The organism is Microlunatus sagamiharensis (assembly GCF_900105785.1).
In the GTDB taxonomy this organism is placed as follows: domain Bacteria; phylum Actinomycetota; class Actinomycetes; order Propionibacteriales; family Propionibacteriaceae; genus Microlunatus; species Microlunatus sagamiharensis.
This window is the reverse complement of sequence record NZ_LT629799.1, coordinates 917,348-935,744: the sequence shown is the minus strand read 5'-3', so window position 1 is coordinate 935,744 and position 18,397 is coordinate 917,348. Positions and strand designations below refer to the sequence as shown.

Annotated in this window: 14 protein-coding genes and 1 pseudogene; 3 read left to right on the top strand and 12 right to left on the bottom strand. The window is 74.5% G+C overall.

The window, feature by feature from the left end; all coding sequences use genetic code 11:
- Positions 1-52: 52 nt before the first annotated feature.
- The 5 genes from BLU42_RS04235 to BLU42_RS04215 form a co-directional block, all read right to left on the bottom strand.
- Positions 53-2,833 carry a helix-turn-helix transcriptional regulator gene (locus tag BLU42_RS04235; protein WP_172825748.1) on the bottom strand — a complete coding sequence of 927 codons (2,781 nt, stop codon included), beginning with the start codon at positions 2,831-2,833 and terminating at the stop codon, positions 53-55.
- Positions 2,834-2,921: 88 nt separating this feature from the next.
- Positions 2,922-4,181 (bottom strand): M16 family metallopeptidase, encoded by a 1,260-nt coding sequence (locus BLU42_RS04230; RefSeq protein ID WP_091073395.1) that lies wholly within the window; start codon positions 4,179-4,181, stop codon positions 2,922-2,924.
- Between the two features lie 38 nt (positions 4,182-4,219).
- Entirely contained in the window at positions 4,220-6,418 is a 2,199-nt protein-coding gene (locus tag BLU42_RS04225) for a polyribonucleotide nucleotidyltransferase (protein ID WP_091073394.1), read from the bottom strand.
- Positions 6,419-6,797: 379 nt separating this feature from the next.
- Positions 6,798-7,067, bottom strand: coding sequence for a 30S ribosomal protein S15 (gene rpsO / locus BLU42_RS04220; protein WP_091073393.1), 270 nt, complete (start codon positions 7,065-7,067; stop codon positions 6,798-6,800).
- Between the two features lie 205 nt (positions 7,068-7,272).
- Entirely contained in the window at positions 7,273-8,205 is a 933-nt protein-coding gene (locus BLU42_RS04215) for a bifunctional riboflavin kinase/FAD synthetase (protein ID WP_091073392.1), read from the bottom strand.
- Between the two features lie 39 nt (positions 8,206-8,244).
- Between BLU42_RS04215 and BLU42_RS04210 the strand changes: the two genes are divergently transcribed.
- Positions 8,245-8,697 (top strand): HhH-GDP family DNA glycosylase, encoded by a 453-nt coding sequence (locus BLU42_RS04210; protein WP_091073391.1) that lies wholly within the window; start codon positions 8,245-8,247, stop codon positions 8,695-8,697.
- Between the two features lie 30 nt (positions 8,698-8,727).
- Here BLU42_RS04210 and truB read toward each other — a convergent pair whose 3' ends face one another.
- Together truB and rbfA are read right to left on the bottom strand one after the other, a co-directional pair.
- Positions 8,728-9,624: a tRNA pseudouridine(55) synthase TruB gene (gene truB / locus BLU42_RS04205; protein ID WP_091073390.1), complete on the bottom strand. Its 897-nt coding sequence runs from the start codon at positions 9,622-9,624 to the stop codon at positions 8,728-8,730.
- A 109-nt stretch (positions 9,625-9,733) separates the two neighbouring features.
- Positions 9,734-10,156: pseudogene (rbfA, locus tag BLU42_RS04200) on the bottom strand (30S ribosome-binding factor RbfA); the annotation flags it as partial.
- A gap of 228 nt (positions 10,157-10,384) precedes the next feature.
- Between rbfA and BLU42_RS04195 the strand changes: the two are divergent.
- The gene (locus tag BLU42_RS04195; protein ID WP_197680611.1) at positions 10,385-11,251 is read left to right on the top strand and encodes a serine protein kinase RIO; all 867 of its coding nucleotides are present in this window, start codon (positions 10,385-10,387) and stop codon (positions 11,249-11,251) included.
- 271 nt (positions 11,252-11,522) lie between these two features.
- Here BLU42_RS04195 and infB read toward each other — a convergent pair whose 3' ends face one another.
- From infB to rimP, 4 genes are all read right to left on the bottom strand, one after another.
- Positions 11,523-14,585, bottom strand: coding sequence for a translation initiation factor IF-2 (gene infB, locus BLU42_RS04190; protein WP_091073388.1), 3,063 nt, complete (start codon positions 14,583-14,585; stop codon positions 11,523-11,525).
- Between the two features lie 174 nt (positions 14,586-14,759).
- Positions 14,760-15,083 (bottom strand): YlxR family protein, encoded by a 324-nt coding sequence (locus tag BLU42_RS04185; RefSeq protein ID WP_091073387.1) that lies wholly within the window; start codon positions 15,081-15,083, stop codon positions 14,760-14,762.
- Positions 15,076-16,059 carry a transcription termination factor NusA gene (gene nusA, locus BLU42_RS04180; protein WP_091073386.1) on the bottom strand — a complete coding sequence of 328 codons (984 nt, stop codon included), beginning with the start codon at positions 16,057-16,059 and terminating at the stop codon, positions 15,076-15,078. Before nusA ends, BLU42_RS04185 begins: the two co-directional genes overlap by 8 nt.
- On the bottom strand, positions 16,059-16,679 hold the full coding sequence (rimP, locus tag BLU42_RS04175; RefSeq protein ID WP_091073385.1) for a ribosome maturation factor RimP: 621 nt from the start codon (positions 16,677-16,679) through the stop codon (positions 16,059-16,061). The genes nusA and rimP overlap by 1 nt, the downstream gene beginning before the upstream one ends.
- Before the next feature lie 115 nt (positions 16,680-16,794).
- On the opposite strand from rimP, the gene BLU42_RS04170 reads away from it, so the two are divergent.
- Complete coding sequence (locus tag BLU42_RS04170; RefSeq protein WP_157719762.1) at positions 16,795-17,862, top strand: DUF4439 domain-containing protein; 1,068 nt, start codon at positions 16,795-16,797, stop codon at positions 17,860-17,862.
- A 31-nt stretch (positions 17,863-17,893) separates the two neighbouring features.
- Here BLU42_RS04170 and BLU42_RS04165 read toward each other — a convergent pair whose 3' ends face one another.
- The gene (locus BLU42_RS04165; protein ID WP_091073383.1) at positions 17,894-18,355 is read right to left on the bottom strand and encodes a hypothetical protein; all 462 of its coding nucleotides are present in this window, start codon (positions 18,353-18,355) and stop codon (positions 17,894-17,896) included.
- Positions 18,356-18,397: the final 42 nt, after the last annotated feature.

Sequence of the window (18,397 nt, the reverse complement as noted above, 5' to 3'; positions counted from 1 at the left end):
CCGCCCCCGCATCAGAGGAATCCCTGGTCCGCGGGACCCTGGTCCGCACCGCCTAGGGCCCCTGGTGCCCGGCGGCGGGCTCGACCCACGGGGCCTGCGTCGCGAGCAGGGCGGCCAGCTGGCCGCGCCGGGCGACGCCGAGCTTCAGGTAGGCCTTGCCCAGGTGGTACTCGATGGTCTTCACGCTCAGGAAGAGCTGGCCGGCGACCTCCTTGTTGCTGAGCCCCCGCGCGACCGCCAGGGTCACCTGCAGCTCCTGCGGGGTCAGCTCCGAGAGCCCGCGGGTCGGCGCCGCGAGCCGGACCCCGGACGCGCGCAGCTCGGAGCGCGCCTGCTCGGCCCACGGCAGCGCACCGAGCTGCTCGAACGTGCGCAGCGCCCGGGCGAGGGGCTCGCGGGCTCCCGCCGACCGCTGCCGGCGCAGCATCCGCCCGAGGACGAGGTCGGTCCGCGCCCGCTCGTACGGCATCCGCGCCCGCGCGTGCCAGCGGTGCGCCTCATCCACGTGCTCGAGGAAGCGGTCGGGTTGCACGAGCGCGCGGCAGCGGGCCAGGACGGCCCTGAGCACCGGACGGGCGGACGGCACCTCGGCGCGGCCGCGGACCAGCTCGGCGGCCTCCTCGACCTGCCCGTCGGCCACGAGCGCCTCGACCAGGTCGCCCGTCCACCAGACCAGCGGGTTGTCGACCATGCCGGAGCGCCGGGAGAAGTCCTCCACGCGCCGACCGGCGGCGGCGGCCGCCGCGACCTCCTGGGAGGCGAGCTCCAGCGAGGCGAGGCCCGCGTACGCCGTCGCGAGGTAGGCCGAGCTCCGTTCGACCTCGGCGAGCGCGAGGGCCTCGTCGAGGTGGCCGCGGCACCGCTGCGCGGCACCGGTGAGCGCCTCCGTGCGGGCGCAGGCCAGCAGGCTGTGCAGCCGCTCGCCCCGCCAGCCGGTGTCCCCGGCCAGGGTGAGCGCCTCGTGGCTGTGGGCGGCGGACATGCCCCAGTCCCCGACCCAGAACTCGAAGGCCGAGAGCCGCCCGAGGCGGAAGGGCAGCATGCCCACCGCCCCGTGGGTCCGCGCGGTCACGACGGCACGCTGCAGCAGCGTCCCGGCGCGCTCGACGTCCTCCGCGGCGAGGTGGGCGACGCCGGCGAGCAGCAGGACCTGCTCGTCGCGGTCGGTCGTCACCGGGTCGACCACGTCGAGCTCACCGGCCCGGGCCTCCAGCGACACGGTCGCCCCCGGGTCGCCCAGGAAGGCCCGCACCATGGCGCGGACCACGGCGATCCCCAGCGGGACCGGTCCGCCGCCGGCGACCGCGCGCTCCACCGCGGCGGCCGAGAGGTCGTCGGCGACGGAGAAGTCCCCGATCTCCACGCTGCCGAGGGCGACGTCGGAGTGCATGTAGGGGTCGAGCACGACGCCCGCGGCCTCGTGGGTGCGGACGAGCTCGAGCAACCGGTCGCGGCTCTGCAGCCGGTCGCCGGCCCACAGGTCGAGCCTGCAGATGAGGTACTGCAGGAACAGCACGGTCGCCGGGTCGGACGCCAGCCCGCTCGCCTGCACCATGAGCGAGCGGCACTCGTCGATCTCGCCGGCCAGCCGCGTCGCGTGCGCCGCCTTGACCAGGCGCCCGGCCCGGGTGGCGTCGTCGTCGCTGAGCAGCGCGCTGAGCTGGAAGAGGTGCCCGGTCGAGGTGAAGTCGGCGGCCAGCAGCTGGGCGTCGCCGGTGCTCTCCAGCCGCGCGGCGAGGTCCTCGTCGGCGCTCGCCCCCGCCCACACCAGGTGCCAGGCCCGACGCTCCTCGGCGTTGGGCACGGCCGCGCCATCCAGGGCGCGCGCGGCGACGAGGTGCGCCGAGCGGCGGCGCTCCGACGCGCTCGACTGGTAGACCGCCGAGCGCACCAGCGGGTGGCGGAAGTCCGGGCGTCCGAGCTCGTGCACCACCAGGCCGGCGCGCACGGCCTCGTCGAGGTCCTCGGGAGCCAGTCCGTGGCCGAGCAGCGCCAGCCGGAGCACCGCGTCGGGCACCGGCCCCAGGACAGCCAGGAGCAGCAGCGCGTCCCGGGTGCGCCCGGGCAGCTCGTGCGCGGTGTCGCTGAACAACGTCTCCAGCGTCGCGGTCAGCGGCATCGGGGTCCCCCGGCGACGCAGGAGCCCCGTCCGGCCACGGCGGGCGAGCGGCAGCTCGAGCAGCGCCAGCGGGTTGCCGCCCGAGCCCACGACCAGCGCCTCGGTGTCGGCGCGGCCACGGACGTCCCTGACCTGCTCGACCATCCGCCGGGCGTCGGCGGGGGCGAGCCCGCGGAGCTCGATGCGGCGGAAGCGGTCGAGCCGGGCCACGACCTCGGCCCGGGGCCGGACCGCGAGGACCATCCCGACCGGCTCGGCCTGGAGCCGGTGGGCGACGAAGAGCAGGGCCTCGCGCGAGGCGCGGTCGACCCACTGGAGGTCGTCCACGACCAGCAGCAGCGGACCGCGGGCCGCCACCGCGCTCAGCAGGGTCAGGACGGCGACCGAGATGACGAAGCGGTCCGCCGGCACGGAGGGGCCGAAGGCGAAGGCGCTCGCCAGCGCGGCCGCCTGCCGCTCGGGCAGCGCCGCGATGTCGTCGTGGGCGCCCCGGAACACGTCGGCCAGGTGCGCGTACGGGATGTCGGACTCGCCCTCGACGCCCGTCGTGGCGAGCACCCGCACCCCCGTCGCGGCCGAGCGGAGCTCCTGCAGCAGGGCCGTCTTGCCGATGCCCGGCTCGCCGGACACGACCACGACCTCGCTCCCGCCGGCACGGACGCGGTCGAGGACCGCCCGGAGGGTCGCGGTCTCGTCCTCGCGGCCGATCAGCACGACCGCGAACGCTACGGCACGCCGCGGCCCGGGGCGGGCCCGCCGGTCGCGCCTCTCGACCACCGGACGACGGCGGCCGGGTCGCGGCTCAGCCCCAGCGGCGCGTGACGGCGGACGGGACGCGCGGCCCGACGAGCCCGAGCGTCGGCCGCTGGCCGAAGAGGCGGGCGGCCTCCAGGCGCAGCTCCTCGGGGGTGACCGCGTCATAGCGGGCGAGGACCTCGTCCAGCGACCGCCCGTCGCCCAGCAGGGCGGCGGTGCCGATCCGTCCCATCCGGCTGGAGGGGCTCTCGTAGGACAGCACGGTCTGCCCGCGCATCTGGCTCTTGGCGTCGGCGAGCTCGGTCGCGGTGACGCCGTCGGCGACGACCCGGTCGAGCTGGTCGGCGACGACGTCGAGGATCGTGGCGAGCCGGTCGGGCGCGCAGGCGAACTCGACGCTCCACATGCCGGCGTCGGAGTAGGTGGTCTCCCCCGCGTCGATGCCGTAGGTGAGGCCGCGCCGCTCGCGGACCTCGACGAACAGCCGCGACGCCATGCCTCCGCCGAGCACGGCGGCCAGCAGGCCGGCGGCGTGGCGGCGGTCGTCGAAGAGCCCGGCGCCCGGGTAGGCCAGCACGGCCTGCACCTGCTCGACGCGGCGGCGCGTGACGACGAGCGCGGGGCGCTCGACCGCGGGCAGGGCCCGGACCGGGCGGGGCTCGGGTCCGTCGACCGGCATGGCGTCGAGCGCGGCGACCTGCTCGACGAGGCGGTCGTGGTCGACGTCGCCCGCGGCCGCGACCACGAGCGAGCCCGGCCGGTAGTGCTGGCGCCAGTGGCGCACGACCAGGTCGCGCGACATCGCCTCGATGGAGGCGGGCGAGCCGATGACCATCTTGCCGAGCCCGGACCCGGCGAAGACCGCGTCGGCGACCTGCTCGGCGACGACCTCGGACGGGTCGTCGGCGTGCATGGCGATCTCGTCCAGGATGACCGCGCGCTCGGCGTCGACGTCGGCGCTGCGGACTCGCGACGCGGTGACCATGTCGGTCAGGACGTCGACCGCGACGTCACCGTCGTCGGCGAGCACCCGGGCGTAGAAGCACGTGTACTCCTTGGTGGTGTACGCGTTCAGCTCGCCGCCGCGCGACTCCACGGCCGCGGAGATCTGCTCGGCGGTGCGCCGGCGCGTGCCCTTGAACAGCACGTGCTCGAGGAAGTGCGACGCCCCGTGGCGCGCCGCGCTCTCGTGCCGCGACCCGACACCGGCGAACACGCCGACGCTGAAGGTGCGGCTGGAGGTCATGGCCTCCGTGACGACGGTGAGCCCGTGGGGCAGCACCGTACGAAGCACGGCGCCGTCCATCGCTGGACGACGCCGTGCGTCGTGGGAGGAGTGCGTGCTCAGACGGCGACCGGCTCCTCGACCACCGGGACGAGCGAGAGCTTGCCGCGGTCGTCGACCTCGCTGATCTCGACCTGGAGCTTCTGGCCGACGCTCAGGACGTCCTCCACGCTCTCGACGCGCTGGCCGCCCGCGAGCGGGCGGAGCTTCGAGATGTGCAGCAGGCCGTCCTTGCCCGGCAGCAGCGAGACGAAGGCGCCGAACGCGGTCAGCTTGACGACCGTGCCCAGGTAGCGCTCGCCCTTCTCCGGCATCGTCGGGTTGGCGATCGCGTTGATCATCGCCCGCGCGGCCTCGGCCTTGTCGCCGGAGTCCGCACCGACGTAGATCGTGCCGTCGTCCTCGATGCTGATCTGCGCACCGGTGTCGTCCTGGATCTGGTTGATCACCTTGCCCTTCGGGCCGATGACCTCGCCGATCTTGTCGACCGGGATCGTGATCGTGATGATCCGCGGCGCGTAGAGGCTCATCTCGTCCGGGGTGTCGATGGCCTCGGCCATGACCTCCAGGATCGCGGTGCGCGCCTCCTTGGCCTGCGTCAGCGCGCCGGCCAGGACGTCGGACGGGACGCCGTCGAGCTTGGTGTCCAGCTGCAGCGCGGTGATGAACTGCGAGGTGCCGGCGACCTTGAAGTCCATGTCGCCGAACGCGTCCTCGGCACCCAGGATGTCGGTCAGCGCGACGTAGCGGGTCTGGCCGTCGACGGTGTCGCTGACCAGGCCCATCGCGATGCCGGCGACCGGCGCGCGCAGCGGCACACCGGCGTTGAGCAGGGCCAGCGTCGAGGCGCAGACCGAGCCCATCGAGGTGGAGCCGTTGGAGCCGAGCGCCTCCGAGACCTGACGGATGGCGTACGGGAACTCCTCGCGCGTCGGCAGCACCGGCACCAGGGCACGCTCGGCGAGCGCGCCGTGGCCGATCTCGCGGCGCTTGGGCGAGCCCACACGACCGGTCTCACCGGTGCTGTACGGCGGGAAGTTGTAGTTGTGCATGTAGCGCTTGGTCGTCTGCGGCGCGAGCGTGTCGAGCTTCTGCTCCATGCCCAGCATGTTCAGCGTGGAGATGCCCAGGATCTGGGTCTCGCCGCGCTGGAACAGCGCCGAGCCGTGCACGCGCGGCACGACGGCGACCTCGGCCGACAGCGTGCGGATGTCGCGGACGCCGCGGCCGTCGATGCGGAAGCCGTCGGTCAGGATCTTCTGGCGGACGAGCTTCTTGGTCAGCGCGCGGTAGGCGCCGCTGATCTCCTTCTCGCGGCCCTCGAAGCCGTTGGCGACCAGGTGGCCCCGGACCTCGTCCTTCAGGTCGTCGGTCGCCTGCTCGCGCTGCTGCTTGTCGGCGATCGACATGACCTCGGAGAGGCCGGCGGAGGCCCGCTCCTCGACGGCGGCGTACACGTCGTCGTTGTAGTCGAGGAAGATCGGGAAGTCCGCGGTGTCCTTGGGGAACTGCGCGGCGAGCTCGGCCTGCGCGTCGCACAGGGCCTTGATGAACGGCTTGGAGGCCTCGAGGCCGGCGGCCACGACCTCCTCGGTCGGCGCGGTCTTGCCGGCGCGGACCAGGTCCCAGGTCTGCTCGGTGGACTCGGCCTCGACCATCGCGATGGCGACGTCACCGTTGGCGGTGACGCGGCCGGCGACGACCATGTCGAAGGTCGACTCGGCGAGCTGGCTGACGTCGGGGAAGCCGACCCAGTCGTCGCCGATGAGGGCGACGCGCACGCCACCGACCGGGCCGGTGAACGGCAGGCCGGCGAGCTGGGTGGACAGCGAGGCCGCGTTGATCGCGACGACGTCGTAGGACTTGTTCGGGTTGAGCGCCATGACCGTCACGACGACCTGGACCTCGTTGCGCAGGCCCTTGACGAAGCAGGGACGCAGCGGGCGGTCGATCAGGCGGCAGGTGAGGATCGCGCCCTCGCTCGGGCGGCCCTCGCGGCGGAAGAACGAGCCGGGGATCTTGCCCGCGGCGTACATGCGCTCCTCGACGTCCACCGTCAGGGGGAAGAAGTCGATGGCGTCGCGGGGCTTGCTCTGGGCCGTGGTGGCCGAGAGCAGCATGGTGTCCTCGTCGAGGTACACGGTCGCCGAGCCGGCGGCCTGACGGGCCAGCAGGCCCGTCTCGAAGCGCACGACGTGGCGCCCGTGGGCGCCGTTGTCGATGACGGCCTCGGTGAACTTGAGGTCGGGTCCCTCCATGGGGGTCCTTTCTCGCAGGCACGCCCGTCGTACGGGTCGTGCCGGATGGGGACCACATCCACGCACCGGTGTGGTGCGGCGCCGCCCTGCCGCTGCTCGGGATCTGATCCGTGCAGCGGTGGGGCCTCGTGCGCCGCGCCCTCCGGGGTTCGCATCGGGAGCCGGTCTTCGATCGAGGTCCGCGGGGGCGTCGGGCGAGGATCTCGCGCGTGCTCCCGAAGGCCACTACCGGAGACCGGGCGTCTCGGGTGCCGAGCTCGGGGGGCTGGGCGGTGCGGGATGCGGTCTGGGTGGGTTCGGCTGGTGGGCCGGTTGTGGAGTTGTGGGTCAACCAGAAGAGCGGTCCCGCCGGGTCTCCCCCGCAGGACCGCTCGTCACGTCACCGACGCAGACCGAGGCGCTCGATGATCGAGCGGTACCGGTTGATGTCGGTCTTGGCGGCGTAGTTCAGGAGCCGGCGCCGCTGGCCGACCAGGAGCATCAGACCACGACGGGTGTGGTGGTCGTGCTTGTGCTCCTTGAGGTGCTCCGTCAGCATCGCGATGCGGCGGCTGAGGAGCGCCACCTGCACCTCGGGAGAACCCGTGTCACCCGGGTGGGTCGCGTACTTCTCCATGATCTGCTTCTTCTCGGCAGCGTCGAGCGCCATGCTTCCCCTCCAGGGATCTCGTTGCGCGGCGCTCCCTGGGTCCGCCTCGAGGGAGGCGGGTCTGCACCCGGTGTGCGAGGGAGCTCTTGGGCGTCCGCGGCCGATCGAACGGCAAACCCGAGCATACCGGCGCCGCTCGTCCAACCGAAATCCGTCCTGACCAGGGCGGATCGCGCATCATCCCGGGGTCGTCCCCCGGGCCGCGTCAGCGCGTGGGCGAGGAGGTCCGCAGCGCCTGGCGGGCGTGCTCGACGTCGTCGTGCATCTGCTCGACGAGGGCCTCGACGCCGGCGTACTTCACCTGGCCGCGCAGGCGGGCGTAGAAGTCGACGGCGATCGGCACGCCGTAGAGCTCGAGGTCGGTGCGGTCGAGCACGTACGACTCCACGCGCCGCTCGCAGCCGTCGAAGGTCGGGTTGGTCCCGACCGAGATCGCGGCGGGCCAGCGGGGGGCGTCGGCCTGGTCGAGACGGGTGACCCAGCCTGCGTAGACCCCGTCGGCGGGCACGGCCAGGCCGGGCGGGACGGCGACGTTCGCGGTCGGGTAGCCCAGCTCGCGGCCGCGCTGGTCGCCCTGCACCACGACGCCGCTGAAGCGGTAGCCGTGGTCGCTCAGCTCGCGGACCCGCCCGAGGTCGCCCTCGGCCACGGCCTGGCGGATGAGCGTGGAGGAGCTCGGCTGGCTGCCGTCGGTCAGCAAGGGGACGGCGGTGACCTCGAAGGAGCCCCGCCCCAGCTCGGTCAGCTTCTCCACGGTGCCGGCCGCACGGAAGCCGAAGTGGAAGTTCTCCCCCACGACGACGCGGATCGGGTGGAGCGGGCGGAGCACCTCGTCGACGAAGCGGGCGGGGCTCCAGGACGCGACCTCGGGGGTGAAGTCGACGACCACGACGTCGCTGGCGCCGTGCGCGCGCAGCAGCTCGATGCGCCGCTCGAGCGGGCAGAGCAGCGCGGGGGCCTGGTCGGGGCGGATCACCGACATGGGGTGCGGCCAGAAGGTGACGACCACGAGCGGCGCGTCCGGCTCCTCGGCCTGGGCGTCGCGCAGCAGCTCGGCGTGGCCCCGGTGCACGCCGTCGAAGTTGCCGATGACGACGACGGGGCGTCGAGTCGTCCCTCCGGCTGGCGCGTCGACCACCCGGCGAGCGTACCCGGGGCCGGCGCGCAGACTGACGCCGTGACGAAGGACAAGAAGGACCGCACGGACGCCCGGGACCTGGGGCTGCACCTGGGGAGCCGCGGCCGCGGTGACGACGGGGTGCTCTTCCGCTGGCTGGTCGCCTGCCTGCTCTTCGGCGCCCGGATCAGCCAGGAGCGGGCGGCGGCCGCCTTCGCCGAGCTCGACGGTGACGGGGTCCTCACCCCCGACAAGCTCGCCGACGCGTCGACCGCGCACCTCGTCGGGCTGCTCGACGCCGCCCGCTACACCCGCTTCGACGACTCCAAGGCCGCCGAGCTGGTGCAGCTCGCCCACGACGTGCAGGACCGCTACGACGGCCGGCTGTCGCGGCTGCCCGAGGGCGCGGGCAGCGAGGAGGAGGTGGCGGAGCGGCTCCAGCAGTTCAAGGGCATCGGCCCCGTCGCCGCCGAGATCTTCCTGCGCGACGCGCCCGACGGGTGGCACCCCTGAGGTCCGGGCTCCCGGGCCTCCCGGACCGGGTCAGCCGACGAACACCGCCTCGGGACGGGCGCCGTCGGGCCCGGGCCGATAGAGCGCGAGGAAGGTGCCGTCGGGGGCGAGCAGCGCGCTGAGCGCGTCCAGCTCGACGTCGGCGAGCCGTCGTCCCACGCGCACGTCGGCCTCCTGGCGGGCGTCCACACGGACGACGGGGAAGCAGCGCGCGGCCGCCTCCGCGATCGGCTCGACCACGGGCCGCACCGCGTCGGGTCCGGGTTCGGGGAGCACCACGGCCTCGTCGAGGCCGAAGGGACCGACCCGGGTGCGGCGGAGGGCGGTCAGGTGCCCGGCGCTGCCGAGCGCGGCGCCGAGGTCCCGGGCCAGCGCCCGCACGTAGGTCCCCGAGGTGCACTCCACGACGACGTCGAGGTCGACGACCGCGACGCCGTCGACCAGGGCGTCACGGCGGGCGAGGACCTCGAGGCGGTGCACCGTGACCGGCCGCGCGGGCAGGTCCACCTCGGCGCCGGCGCGCACGCGGGCGTAGGAGCGGACGCCGTCGACCTTGATCGCCGACACCGCCGTGGGGACCTGCAGGATCGGGCCGCGCAGCGGTGCGAGGGCCGCCTCCAGCGTCGCGTCGTCCAGCCCGGTGAGACCGGGGGTCGAGACGACGTCGCCCTCGGCGTCGTCGGTGAGCGTCCCGACACCCAGCCGGACCGTCGCCTCGTACGCCTTGTCGGTGAGCGTCAGGTGCCCGAGCAGCCGGGTCGCCCGGCCCACCCCGACCACGAGCACGCCCGTGGCCATGGGGTCGAGCGTGCCCGCGTGGCCGACCTTGCGGGTGCCGAGCAGGCGCCGGACGCGGCCGACGACGCCGTGCGACGTCAGGCCCGCCGCCTTGTCGACGACGAGCACGCCCGAGGGGGCGTCGTCCACCTCAGCGGGCCGGACGGTCCGCCGGGTCGGCCGCCTCGTCCGGCTCCTCGTCGTCCAGCTCGTCGTCCAGCTCGTCGTCCAGCTCGTCGTCCAGCTCGTCGTCCAGCTCGTCGTCCTCGTCGTCGTGCTTGTAGGGGTCGGCCTCGCCCGCGTACGTCGCCCCGACGGCCGCCTCGGCCACGCGCGCGTCACCCTCGCGCGCCGCAGCCAACGCCTCGTCGAGCTGGCGGGCGCTCTCCGGCACGACGTCGGGGAAGAAGGCGATCGTCGGGGCGAAGCGCAGCCCGAGCTGCTTGCCGATCTGCGAACGGATGAGCCCGGTCGCGGACTGGAGCGCCGCGGCCGTCGCCGCGTAGTCGCCGTCGCTGCCCAGCACCGTGTAGTAGACGCTCGCCTCGCGGCTGTCGCCGGTCAGGCGGACGTCGGTGACGGTGACGAAGCCGAGGCGCGGGTCCTTCACGCGACGCTCGAGCATCGTGGCGACGATCCCCTTGATCTGGTCGGCCAGCTTGAGCACTCTCGGCGACGGCATGCGTCCTCCTTCAACGAACGGGGTGGTGCGCGGGGGTGGTGCGTGGTCCTGCGGCAGAACCCCCGATTCTGCCTCAGCCGGAAAACCCGTTGCGCCGGGCGCACGGCGCGGCCGAGGATGCCGGCGACGGGCGCGCCCTGCGCGCCCGCACCACGAGGAGGGAGGCCGTCATGACCGTGCTGGCCCTGGCCTGCGCCCCCACCCCTTCGCACCTCGTGGAGCCCTCCTGTGTCCTCTCCGGACCTGCCTGACCCGTTCGACCCCTTCCGCCTCCTCCCCGACCTCGCCTACACCGCCCTCGACGACCCCGGACCCGGCCAGCGCTGGTCGACCTGGCTCGAGGTCACCGGCCTCTCCCGCGGCCCTGAACCGCGACCCGACTGGGTCGTGACGACCCGCGCCGCCTGGGACACCGACCTCGGTGCGCTCAAGAGCGGCAAGGAGGCCGACTGCCGCCTCCTGGAGCGCGCCGTGCCCGGGTCGTCGCCCGGCGACCTCGGGCGGCACAGCCTCCTGGTCGCCAAGACCTACCGCGACGCCGAGCACCGCCTCTTCCACCGCCGCTCGACCTACGTCGAGGGGCGGCGTACGCGCAACACCCGCGACGTGCGCGCCACGGCCCGCGGCACCCGGCACGGCCGCGCGGTCGCGGCCGGTCAGTGGGCCCAGGCGGAGTGGGACGCCCTGGTCCGGCTGTGGCACCTCGGCGTCCCGGTCCCCTACCCCGTGCAGGTCGACGGGCTGGAGATCCTCATGGAGTACGTCCAGGTGGACGGCGACGTCGCCCCGCGCCTGGCCGCGACGCGTCCGGACCCCGACCTCCTGCGCGACGTCTGGGACCAGCTCGGGCACGCGATGCGGCTGATGGCCGGCGCCGGCCTGGTCCACGGCGACCTGTCGCCGTACAACCTCCTGCTGGCCGGCGAGCGCCTCGTGGTCATCGACGTGCCCCAGCTGGTCGACCTGGTCGCCAACCCGCAGGGCTTCGACCTCCTGCACCGCGACTGCGTGAACGTCACGTCGTGGTTCGTCCGGCGCGGCCTCGGCGTCGACGCCGAGGAGCTCTTCGCCGAGCTGGTCGCCGCCACGTACTGACCGGGGAACGCACGAACCGCTGACGTCCGACGCCGGGTCGCGAAGATCCGGCGTCGTACGTCAGCGGTTCGTGGAGGAGCCGAGCCCGGTGCACCGAAGCCACGGCAGAAACCTGCCCGCGGACCCACCACAGCGACCAGGGTGGAGGTCGGGCCTCCCGGCCTCGGGTGTGGCGGGCGTTGCGGAAGAGGGTCCCGTCGAGCTTGCGAGACGGGACCCTCTTCTGCTGGGCGGAGGCCGGGAGGCCCGACCTCCGCCCGGGACCACAGACCTACGAGCGCGCCTTCTCGCGCATCTCGTACGTCTCGATGACGTCGCCCTGGCGGATGTCCGAGTAGTTGTTCAGCGTGATGCCGCACTCGAACCCCTCCCGGACCTCGGTGACGTCGTCCTTCTCCCGGCGGAGCGAGGAGATCGTCGTGTCGGTGATGACGACACCCTCGCGCAGCAGCCGCGCCTTGGCGTTGCGGCGGATGGACCCGTCCTGCACCATGCAGCCCGCGATGATGCCGGCCCGCGAGCTGCGGAAGATCTCGCGGATCTCCGCGTGCCCGAGGGTGGCCTCCTCGTAGATCGGCTTGAGCAGACCCTTGAGCGCGGCCTCGATCTCGTCGATCGCGGCGTAGATGACCGAGTAGTAGCGGATGTCGACGCCCTCGCGGTCCGCCATCTCCGTCGCCTTGCCCTGCGGGCGGACGTTGAAGCCGACGATGACCGCGTCGGAGGCCGCCGCGAGGCTGACGTTGGTCTCGGTGATCGCACCGACACCGCGGTCGATGACCCGCAGGCTGACCTCGTCGCCGACATCGATCTTGGACAGCGCGTCCTCGAGCGCCTCGACCGAACCGGCACCGTCGCCCTTGAGGATGAGGCGCAGCTCCTGCTCCTCGCCCTTCTCGAGCTGGTCGAACAGCTGGTCCAGCGTCTTGCGCTTGGTGCCGGCCGCCTGGGCCGCCATCCGGAGCCGCGACGCACGCCGCTCGGCGATCTGGCGGGCCATGCGGTCGTCGTCGACGACGATGAAGCTGTCGCCGGCGCCGGGCACGGCCGTGAGGCCGAGGACCTGGACCGGGAACGACGGCGGCGCCTCGTCCACGTTCTGGCCGTGGTCGTCGAGCAGCGCCCGGACGCGGCCGTAGCCGGTGCCGGCCACAATCGAGTCGCCGACGTGCAGCGTGCCGCGCTGGACGAGGACGGTCGCGACGGGGCCGCGGCCCTTGTCGAGGTGCGCCTCGATGGCCACACCCTGCCCGTCCATGTCCGGGTTGGCGCGCAGGTCGAGCGCCGCGTCGGCGGTCAGGACGACGGCCTCGAGGAGGTCGTCCAGGCCCTGGCCGGTCACCGCGGAGACGTCGACGAACAGCGTGTCGCCGCCGTACTCCTCGGGCACGAGCCCGTACTCGGCCAGCTGGCCGCGCACCTTCGTCGGGTCGGCGCCCTCGCGGTCGATCTTGTTGACCGCGACGACGATCGGGACGTCGGCGGCGAGCGCGTGGTTGAGCGCCTCGATCGTCTGCGGCATCACGCCGTCGTCCGCTGCCACGACCAGCACCGCGATGTCGGTCGACTTCGCACCGCGGGCACGCATGGCGGTGAACGCCTCGTGACCCGGGGTGTCGATGAAGGTGAGCTTGCGCTCCGTCTCGTCGACCTCGGTGGAGACCTGGTACGCGCCGATGGCCTGCGTGATGCCACCGGCCTCGCCGGCGACCACGTTGGTCTTGCGGATCGCGTCGAGGAGCTTGGTCTTTCCGTGGTCGACGTGACCCATGACGGTGACGACCGGCGGGCGGGCCGCGAGGTCCTCCTCGCCACCCTCGTTCTCGCCGAACTCGATGTCGAAGCTCTCGAGGAGCTCGCGGTCCTCGTCCTCGGGGGAGACGATCTCGATCTTGTAGTTGAGCTCGCCGGCCAGGACCTGGAGCGTGTCCTCGGCGACGGTCTGCGTCGCCGTCACCATCTCGCCCAGGTTGAACAGCACCTGGACCAGGTTCGACACGTCGACGTTGATCTTCTCCGACAGGTCCGTCAGCGAGGCGCCGCGGGCGAGCCGGATCGTCGAGCCGTCGCCCTGACGGACGCGGACGCCACCGATCTCCGGCGCCTGCATCTGGTCGAACTCTTGACGACGCTGACGCTTCGACTTGCGACCACGACGGACGGGACCGCCCGCGCGGCCGAAGGCACCCTGCGTGCCACCGCGGCCACCACGACCACCGCGACCCGCGGGAGGACCGCCGGGGCCACCGCCGGGACGACCGGGAGCGCCGCCGCCGGGGCGACCGCGACCGGCGGGTGCGCCACGACCACGCGCACCGGGGCCGGCGGGAGCACCGAGCTGGCCGGAGGCCTGGCGCGGCATCATCGCCGGGTTGGGGCGGGGCATGCCGGGGACGCCCGGACGGGCGCCCGGGGCGCCGGGAGCACCGGTACGGCCGGCCGGCGGGCGGGGACCGCCCGGACGGGCGGCGTCGGCACCCGGGGCAGCCGGGGCGCCGGGACGGGTCGGACGAGCCGTGCCCATGCCCTGCGACGGCGCGAACGGGTTGTTGCCCGGACGCGGCGTGCCGGTGGTCCGGCGGTCACGCGGGGCGGCACCGCCGGGAGCACCCGGGGCACCGGGACGGGCGCCGGGAGCACCCGGGCGGGCGCCCGGAGCACCGGGACGGCCGGGCGCGGCGCCGGTCGACGTGCCGCCCGGACGGGGCGCCGAGGTCGAGGGACGCTCGTCCTGGCGGCCGCCCGGGGCCGGGGACGACGGGCGGGGCGCACCGGGGCGCGCCGAGCCGGGGGTGACCCCCCGTTGCGCCGGGGTCGGCGACGACGGGGTCGGCGCGTTGCGGGTCGAGGGAGCCGTGCTCGCGGCGGGGCTCGGCGGGGTCTGCGCGACCGGGGCCGGCGCGGTGGTCTCCGCCGCCGGTGCGGCTGCGACGTCGCGGGCCGGCGTCGCCGGCGTGCTCGGCGCCGCCGGGGTGCGCGTCGACGGGGCCGACGGGCCGGGCGTACGGGTGGAGGGTGCGGACGGCGCCGGGGCGTTCCGCGTGGACGGGGCCGAGGTCGGCCGGGCACCCGGGACACCCGGGCGCGGGGCACCGGGGGCGAGGGGCGTGGCGGCCGGGGTCGGCCGGGCGGCCGGACGCGCGCCCGGGGCCGACGAGGTCTGGGCCGGGGCGTCCGAGGGGGCGAGCTTCTCGCGGAGGCGGCGGATCACCGGCGCTTCCAGGGTGGACGAGGGGGACTTGACGAACTCCCCCATGTCCTTGGCCATCGTCAGGACGGCCTTGCTGTCGACTCCGAGCTCCTTGGCGAGCTCGTAGACACGGGTCTTGGGCACGAATCTCCTACGTAGTCGGCCCGCAACCCGAGTTGGCGCGGACCAGTCAGCCGAAAATGCTCATCGAGCAATCTTCATCGCGAGTTCATGAGCGAACGCTCACTTCCTGGTGTCAGCGGGCCTCGATCGAGACCCGGGCGCGCAACGGGACGAACCCGTTCACGCCGCTCAACTCTAGCCGCTGCCGGCCCCTGGGCCCAACGCGGTACCGGACGGATTTGTCCCGAGGTGCGCGAGGAGGCTCTCGCCGGCGCCCGCGGCGTCGACCGGGGCCCGCAGCGTCCGGCCGAACGCCCGCTTGCGGACGGCCAGCGCGACGCACGCGGGGTCGGGGTGGACGTACGCCCCCCGCCCCGGCGCGCGGCGCCGGGGGTCGACCCGGACGCCCGTCCCCTCGGCGACCACCCGCAGCAGCCGGTCCTGGGCGTCGCGCCGGCGGCAGCCGACGCACGTCCGGACCGGGCCGCCCGGGCCGCCGACCGGTGCGGGTTCAGTCACCCGCCGGCTGCGGCTCGGTGTCCGGACGGATGTCGATGCGCCAGCCGGTGAGGCGCGCGGCGAGCCGCGCGTTCTGGCCCTCGCGGCCGATGGCCAGCGACAGCTGGTAGTCGGGCACCACGACGCGGGCGGAGCGGAGGGCCTCGTCGACGACCGTGACCGAGGTGACCTTGGCCGGCGAGAGCGCCTGGCCGACGAAGGCGACCGGGTCCTCCGCCCAGTCGATGATGTCGATCTTCTCGTCGCCGAGCTCGTGCATGACCGCGCGGACGCGGGAGCCCATCGGGCCGATGCAGGCGCCCTTGGCGCTCACGTCGCCGTTGTGGCTCGTCACGGCGATCTTGGTGCGGTGCCCGGCCTCGCGCGCCGTGGCCTTGATCTCGACGGTGCCGTCGGCGATCTCGGGGACCTCGAGGGCGAAGAGCCGCTCGACCAGGGCCGGGTGCGTCCGGCTCACGACGACCTGCAGCCCGCGCAGCTCGCGGCGCACGGCGACGACGTAGACCCGCAGCCGGGTGCCGTGGGTGTACCGCTCGCCGGGCACCTGCTCGGCCAGCGGCATGATCGCCTCGACCTTGCCGAGGTCGACCAGCACGGTCCGCGAGTCGCGGCCCTGCTGGACGACGCCGGTGAGGATGTCGCCCTCGCTGGCCGAGAAGTGCCCGTACTTCTGCTCGTCCTCGGCGTCGCGGAGGCGCTGGAAGATCACCTGGCGGGCGGTGGCGGCGGCCACTCGGCCGAAGCCCTCGGGCGTCCCGTCGTACTCCCCGACGGTCCGACCGTCCTCGTCACGCTCGGGCACCATCACGGCGACGTGGCCGTTGCGGCGGTTCACGTCGACGCGCGCGCCGGGCACGGCGTCGTCGGTCTTCTCGTAGGCCGCGATCAGGGCCTCCTCGATCGCGCTGACGAGCGTGTCGAACGGGATGTCCTTCTCGCGCTCCATCACCTTCAGCACGGAGATGTCGATGTCCATCAGCGCCGCTCCTCCTCGTCCTCGTCCTGCTCGCTGTCCTGCTCGCCGTCCTGCTCGCCGTCCGTGACGTCCTCGTCCTCGGCGTCGTCCTCGGCGTCGTCGTCCTCGGCGTCGTCGTCCTCGAGGTCGACCTCCGTCTCGTCGTCCTCGTCGTCGTCCAGGCGGCGGTTCAGCTCGACCTGGACGAGGGCCTTCGACACCTCGGCGTACGCGACCTCGCGCTCGGCACCCGCGACCTCGAGCCGGACGGCGTCCGGGGCGGCCGCGACGATCCGCCCGGTCACCTCCGTGCCGTCGGCGAGGGAGACCTTGACCAGCCGGCCGCGGTTGCGGCGCCAGTGCTTCTCCTCGGTCAGCGGCCGGCCGACGCCGCGCGAGGACACCTCGAGGGTGTACGCGGCCTGGCCCATGGCGGTCGAGGAGTCGAGGGCGTCGGACACCGCCCTGCTCGCGGAGGCGATGTCGTCGAGCAGCGGGCCGCGGCCCTTGGGCCCGTCGCCGTCCACGACCAGGCGGACGACACGCCGCTTGCCCGCCGGCACGACCTCCAACGCGTCCAGCTCGAGGCCGAAGCCCTCCAGGACGGGGCCCACGACGGCCTCGATCGCTTGGTCCCTCATGGCGTGCTGCCCCTCGATCCTGTTGTGCCCAGCAGTTGTGGTGGCCGCTGCACCCGGCAGCGGTCGAAGGATCGAGCATACCGACGTGGCCGAGGGCCTCGGGTACGTTCGTGCGGTGCCCGAAGCACCCCACGCCGCCCTCGGGCACGACCGCTCCCGCTGGGCCCGGCGCGACGTGCTGCGGATCGGCCTCGGCCTCGGGCTGGGCGCTCCCCTCCTCGGGGCGTGCACGACCTCACCGACCGTGCTGCCGGGCCCGGGGACCTCCGGCCGGGCCACGAGCGGGCCCGCGGGCCCGACGCCCGGGTCCGCCTCCCCCGCCCCGGCGCCGACCGTCCCGGCCGGTGCGGCGAGCGAGCAGGCGCTGTCGGTGCGCGCCGCCGCCGTCCTGGACGGGCCGCACCGCAAGGACCTCGGTGCCGACCGCAGGGCCCTGCTGACCTTCCTCCGCGACGCCCACGCCGACCACGCCGTCGCCCTCGCCGGGCCGGACCCGACGACCCGCCCGACGACCGCGGTCCCCTCGCCCTCGGCCGCGCCCCCGGACGTGTCCGGCCAGAGCCTCGCGGCGTCGATGAAGGCGCTCGCCCGGGCGGAGTCGGCGCAGGCCGCCGCCCAGCGCCGGGCAGCCGCGGCCGCGTCGGGCCTCGAGGCCCTCGTGGCCGGTTCGCTGGCGGTCGCGGCCGAGACCTACGCCGCCGCTCTGGGCGCGTCGCGCACGCCCGGCGTCGGACGCGCCCGCGAGCACCGGGCGACGCCGCTGCTCAGCGACGTGGAGGCGTCCGCCGAGCTCGTCGCCCAGCTGCACGCGGTCGTGTACGGCTACCAGCTGGCGATCGGGGTCCTCAAGTACTCCAGCGCCGCCCGGCGGCGGGCGGTCGGCGAGCTCGCGTCGGCGCGCACGCTGCTGGACGCCCAGATCTCCTTCCTGCTGAGCCGCAAGGCCGACGTCCCGCCGGCCGAGCCCGCGTACGCCCCCTCGCCCGCGGTGCGCTCCCCCGCCGACGCGACCCGCCTGGTGCGTGGCATGCAGTACCGCCTGGCGCCCTTCGTCGGGCTCACCCTGGCCGCCGCTGGGTCGGCCGGCGCCCGCACCGTCGCCCTCACCCAGCTGCGGAGCACCGTGCGGACCTCGGTCACCTGGGGCGCCGGGCTGCAGGTCTGGCCGGGCTGGCCCGACTGAGGCGAGCCGGTCGAGCCGTCGGTCGGGAGCGTCAGCGCGGCGTCCGGACGAACCACGCCCGCGAGGCCGGGACCCAGAGCAGGACCAGCACGGCGAGCGACAGCGCCAGCGACAGCCCGAGCGTCGGGGTGACGACCCCCGGCCCGGTCAGGGCGCCGACGAGGCCCACCAGGCCGAGGCCGACGACCGCGACCGCGACCGTGACCGTCAGCAGCACCCGCGCGCCCGGACGGTCGACGAGGACGCCGACGCCGCCGAGCACCGCCGCGACCGCGAGGACCAGGGGCACCAGCACCGCGGTGAGCAGCACGGGGACGAGGGTCGCCGTCCCGAGCGAGCCCGGTCGGCCGAGCGACAGGCGACCGAGCGTGAGGAGCACGCCCGCCAGGCCCGCGAGCAGCACGACCGCCTCGGCGAAGGCCAGCACCGCGGCCACGAGGACGGTGGCGGGCAGGCTCGTGGCCCTGCGGGCCGGTTCGGGGACGGTGACCACGGGCGCTCCTGGACGACGAGACGGGAGAGGCTGATCCTGCCC

What these genes read in the sequence shown, in the direction of transcription:
- BLU42_RS04225 (WP_091073394.1), bottom strand. Translation starts at nt 6,418, where the DNA reads ATGGAGGGACCCGACCTCAAGTTCACCGAGGCCGTCATCGACAACGGC.
- BLU42_RS04230 (WP_091073395.1), bottom strand. Translation starts at nt 4,181, where the DNA reads ATGGACGGCGCCGTGCTTCGTACGGTGCTGCCCCACGGGCTCACCGTC.
- rpsO (WP_091073393.1), bottom strand. Translation starts at nt 7,067, where the DNA reads ATGGCGCTCGACGCTGCCGAGAAGAAGCAGATCATGGAGAAGTACGCG.
- nusA (WP_091073386.1), bottom strand. Translation starts at nt 16,059, where the DNA reads ATGGACATCGACATCTCCGTGCTGAAGGTGATGGAGCGCGAGAAGGAC.
- rimP (WP_091073385.1), bottom strand. Translation starts at nt 16,679, where the DNA reads ATGAGGGACCAAGCGATCGAGGCCGTCGTGGGCCCCGTCCTGGAGGGC.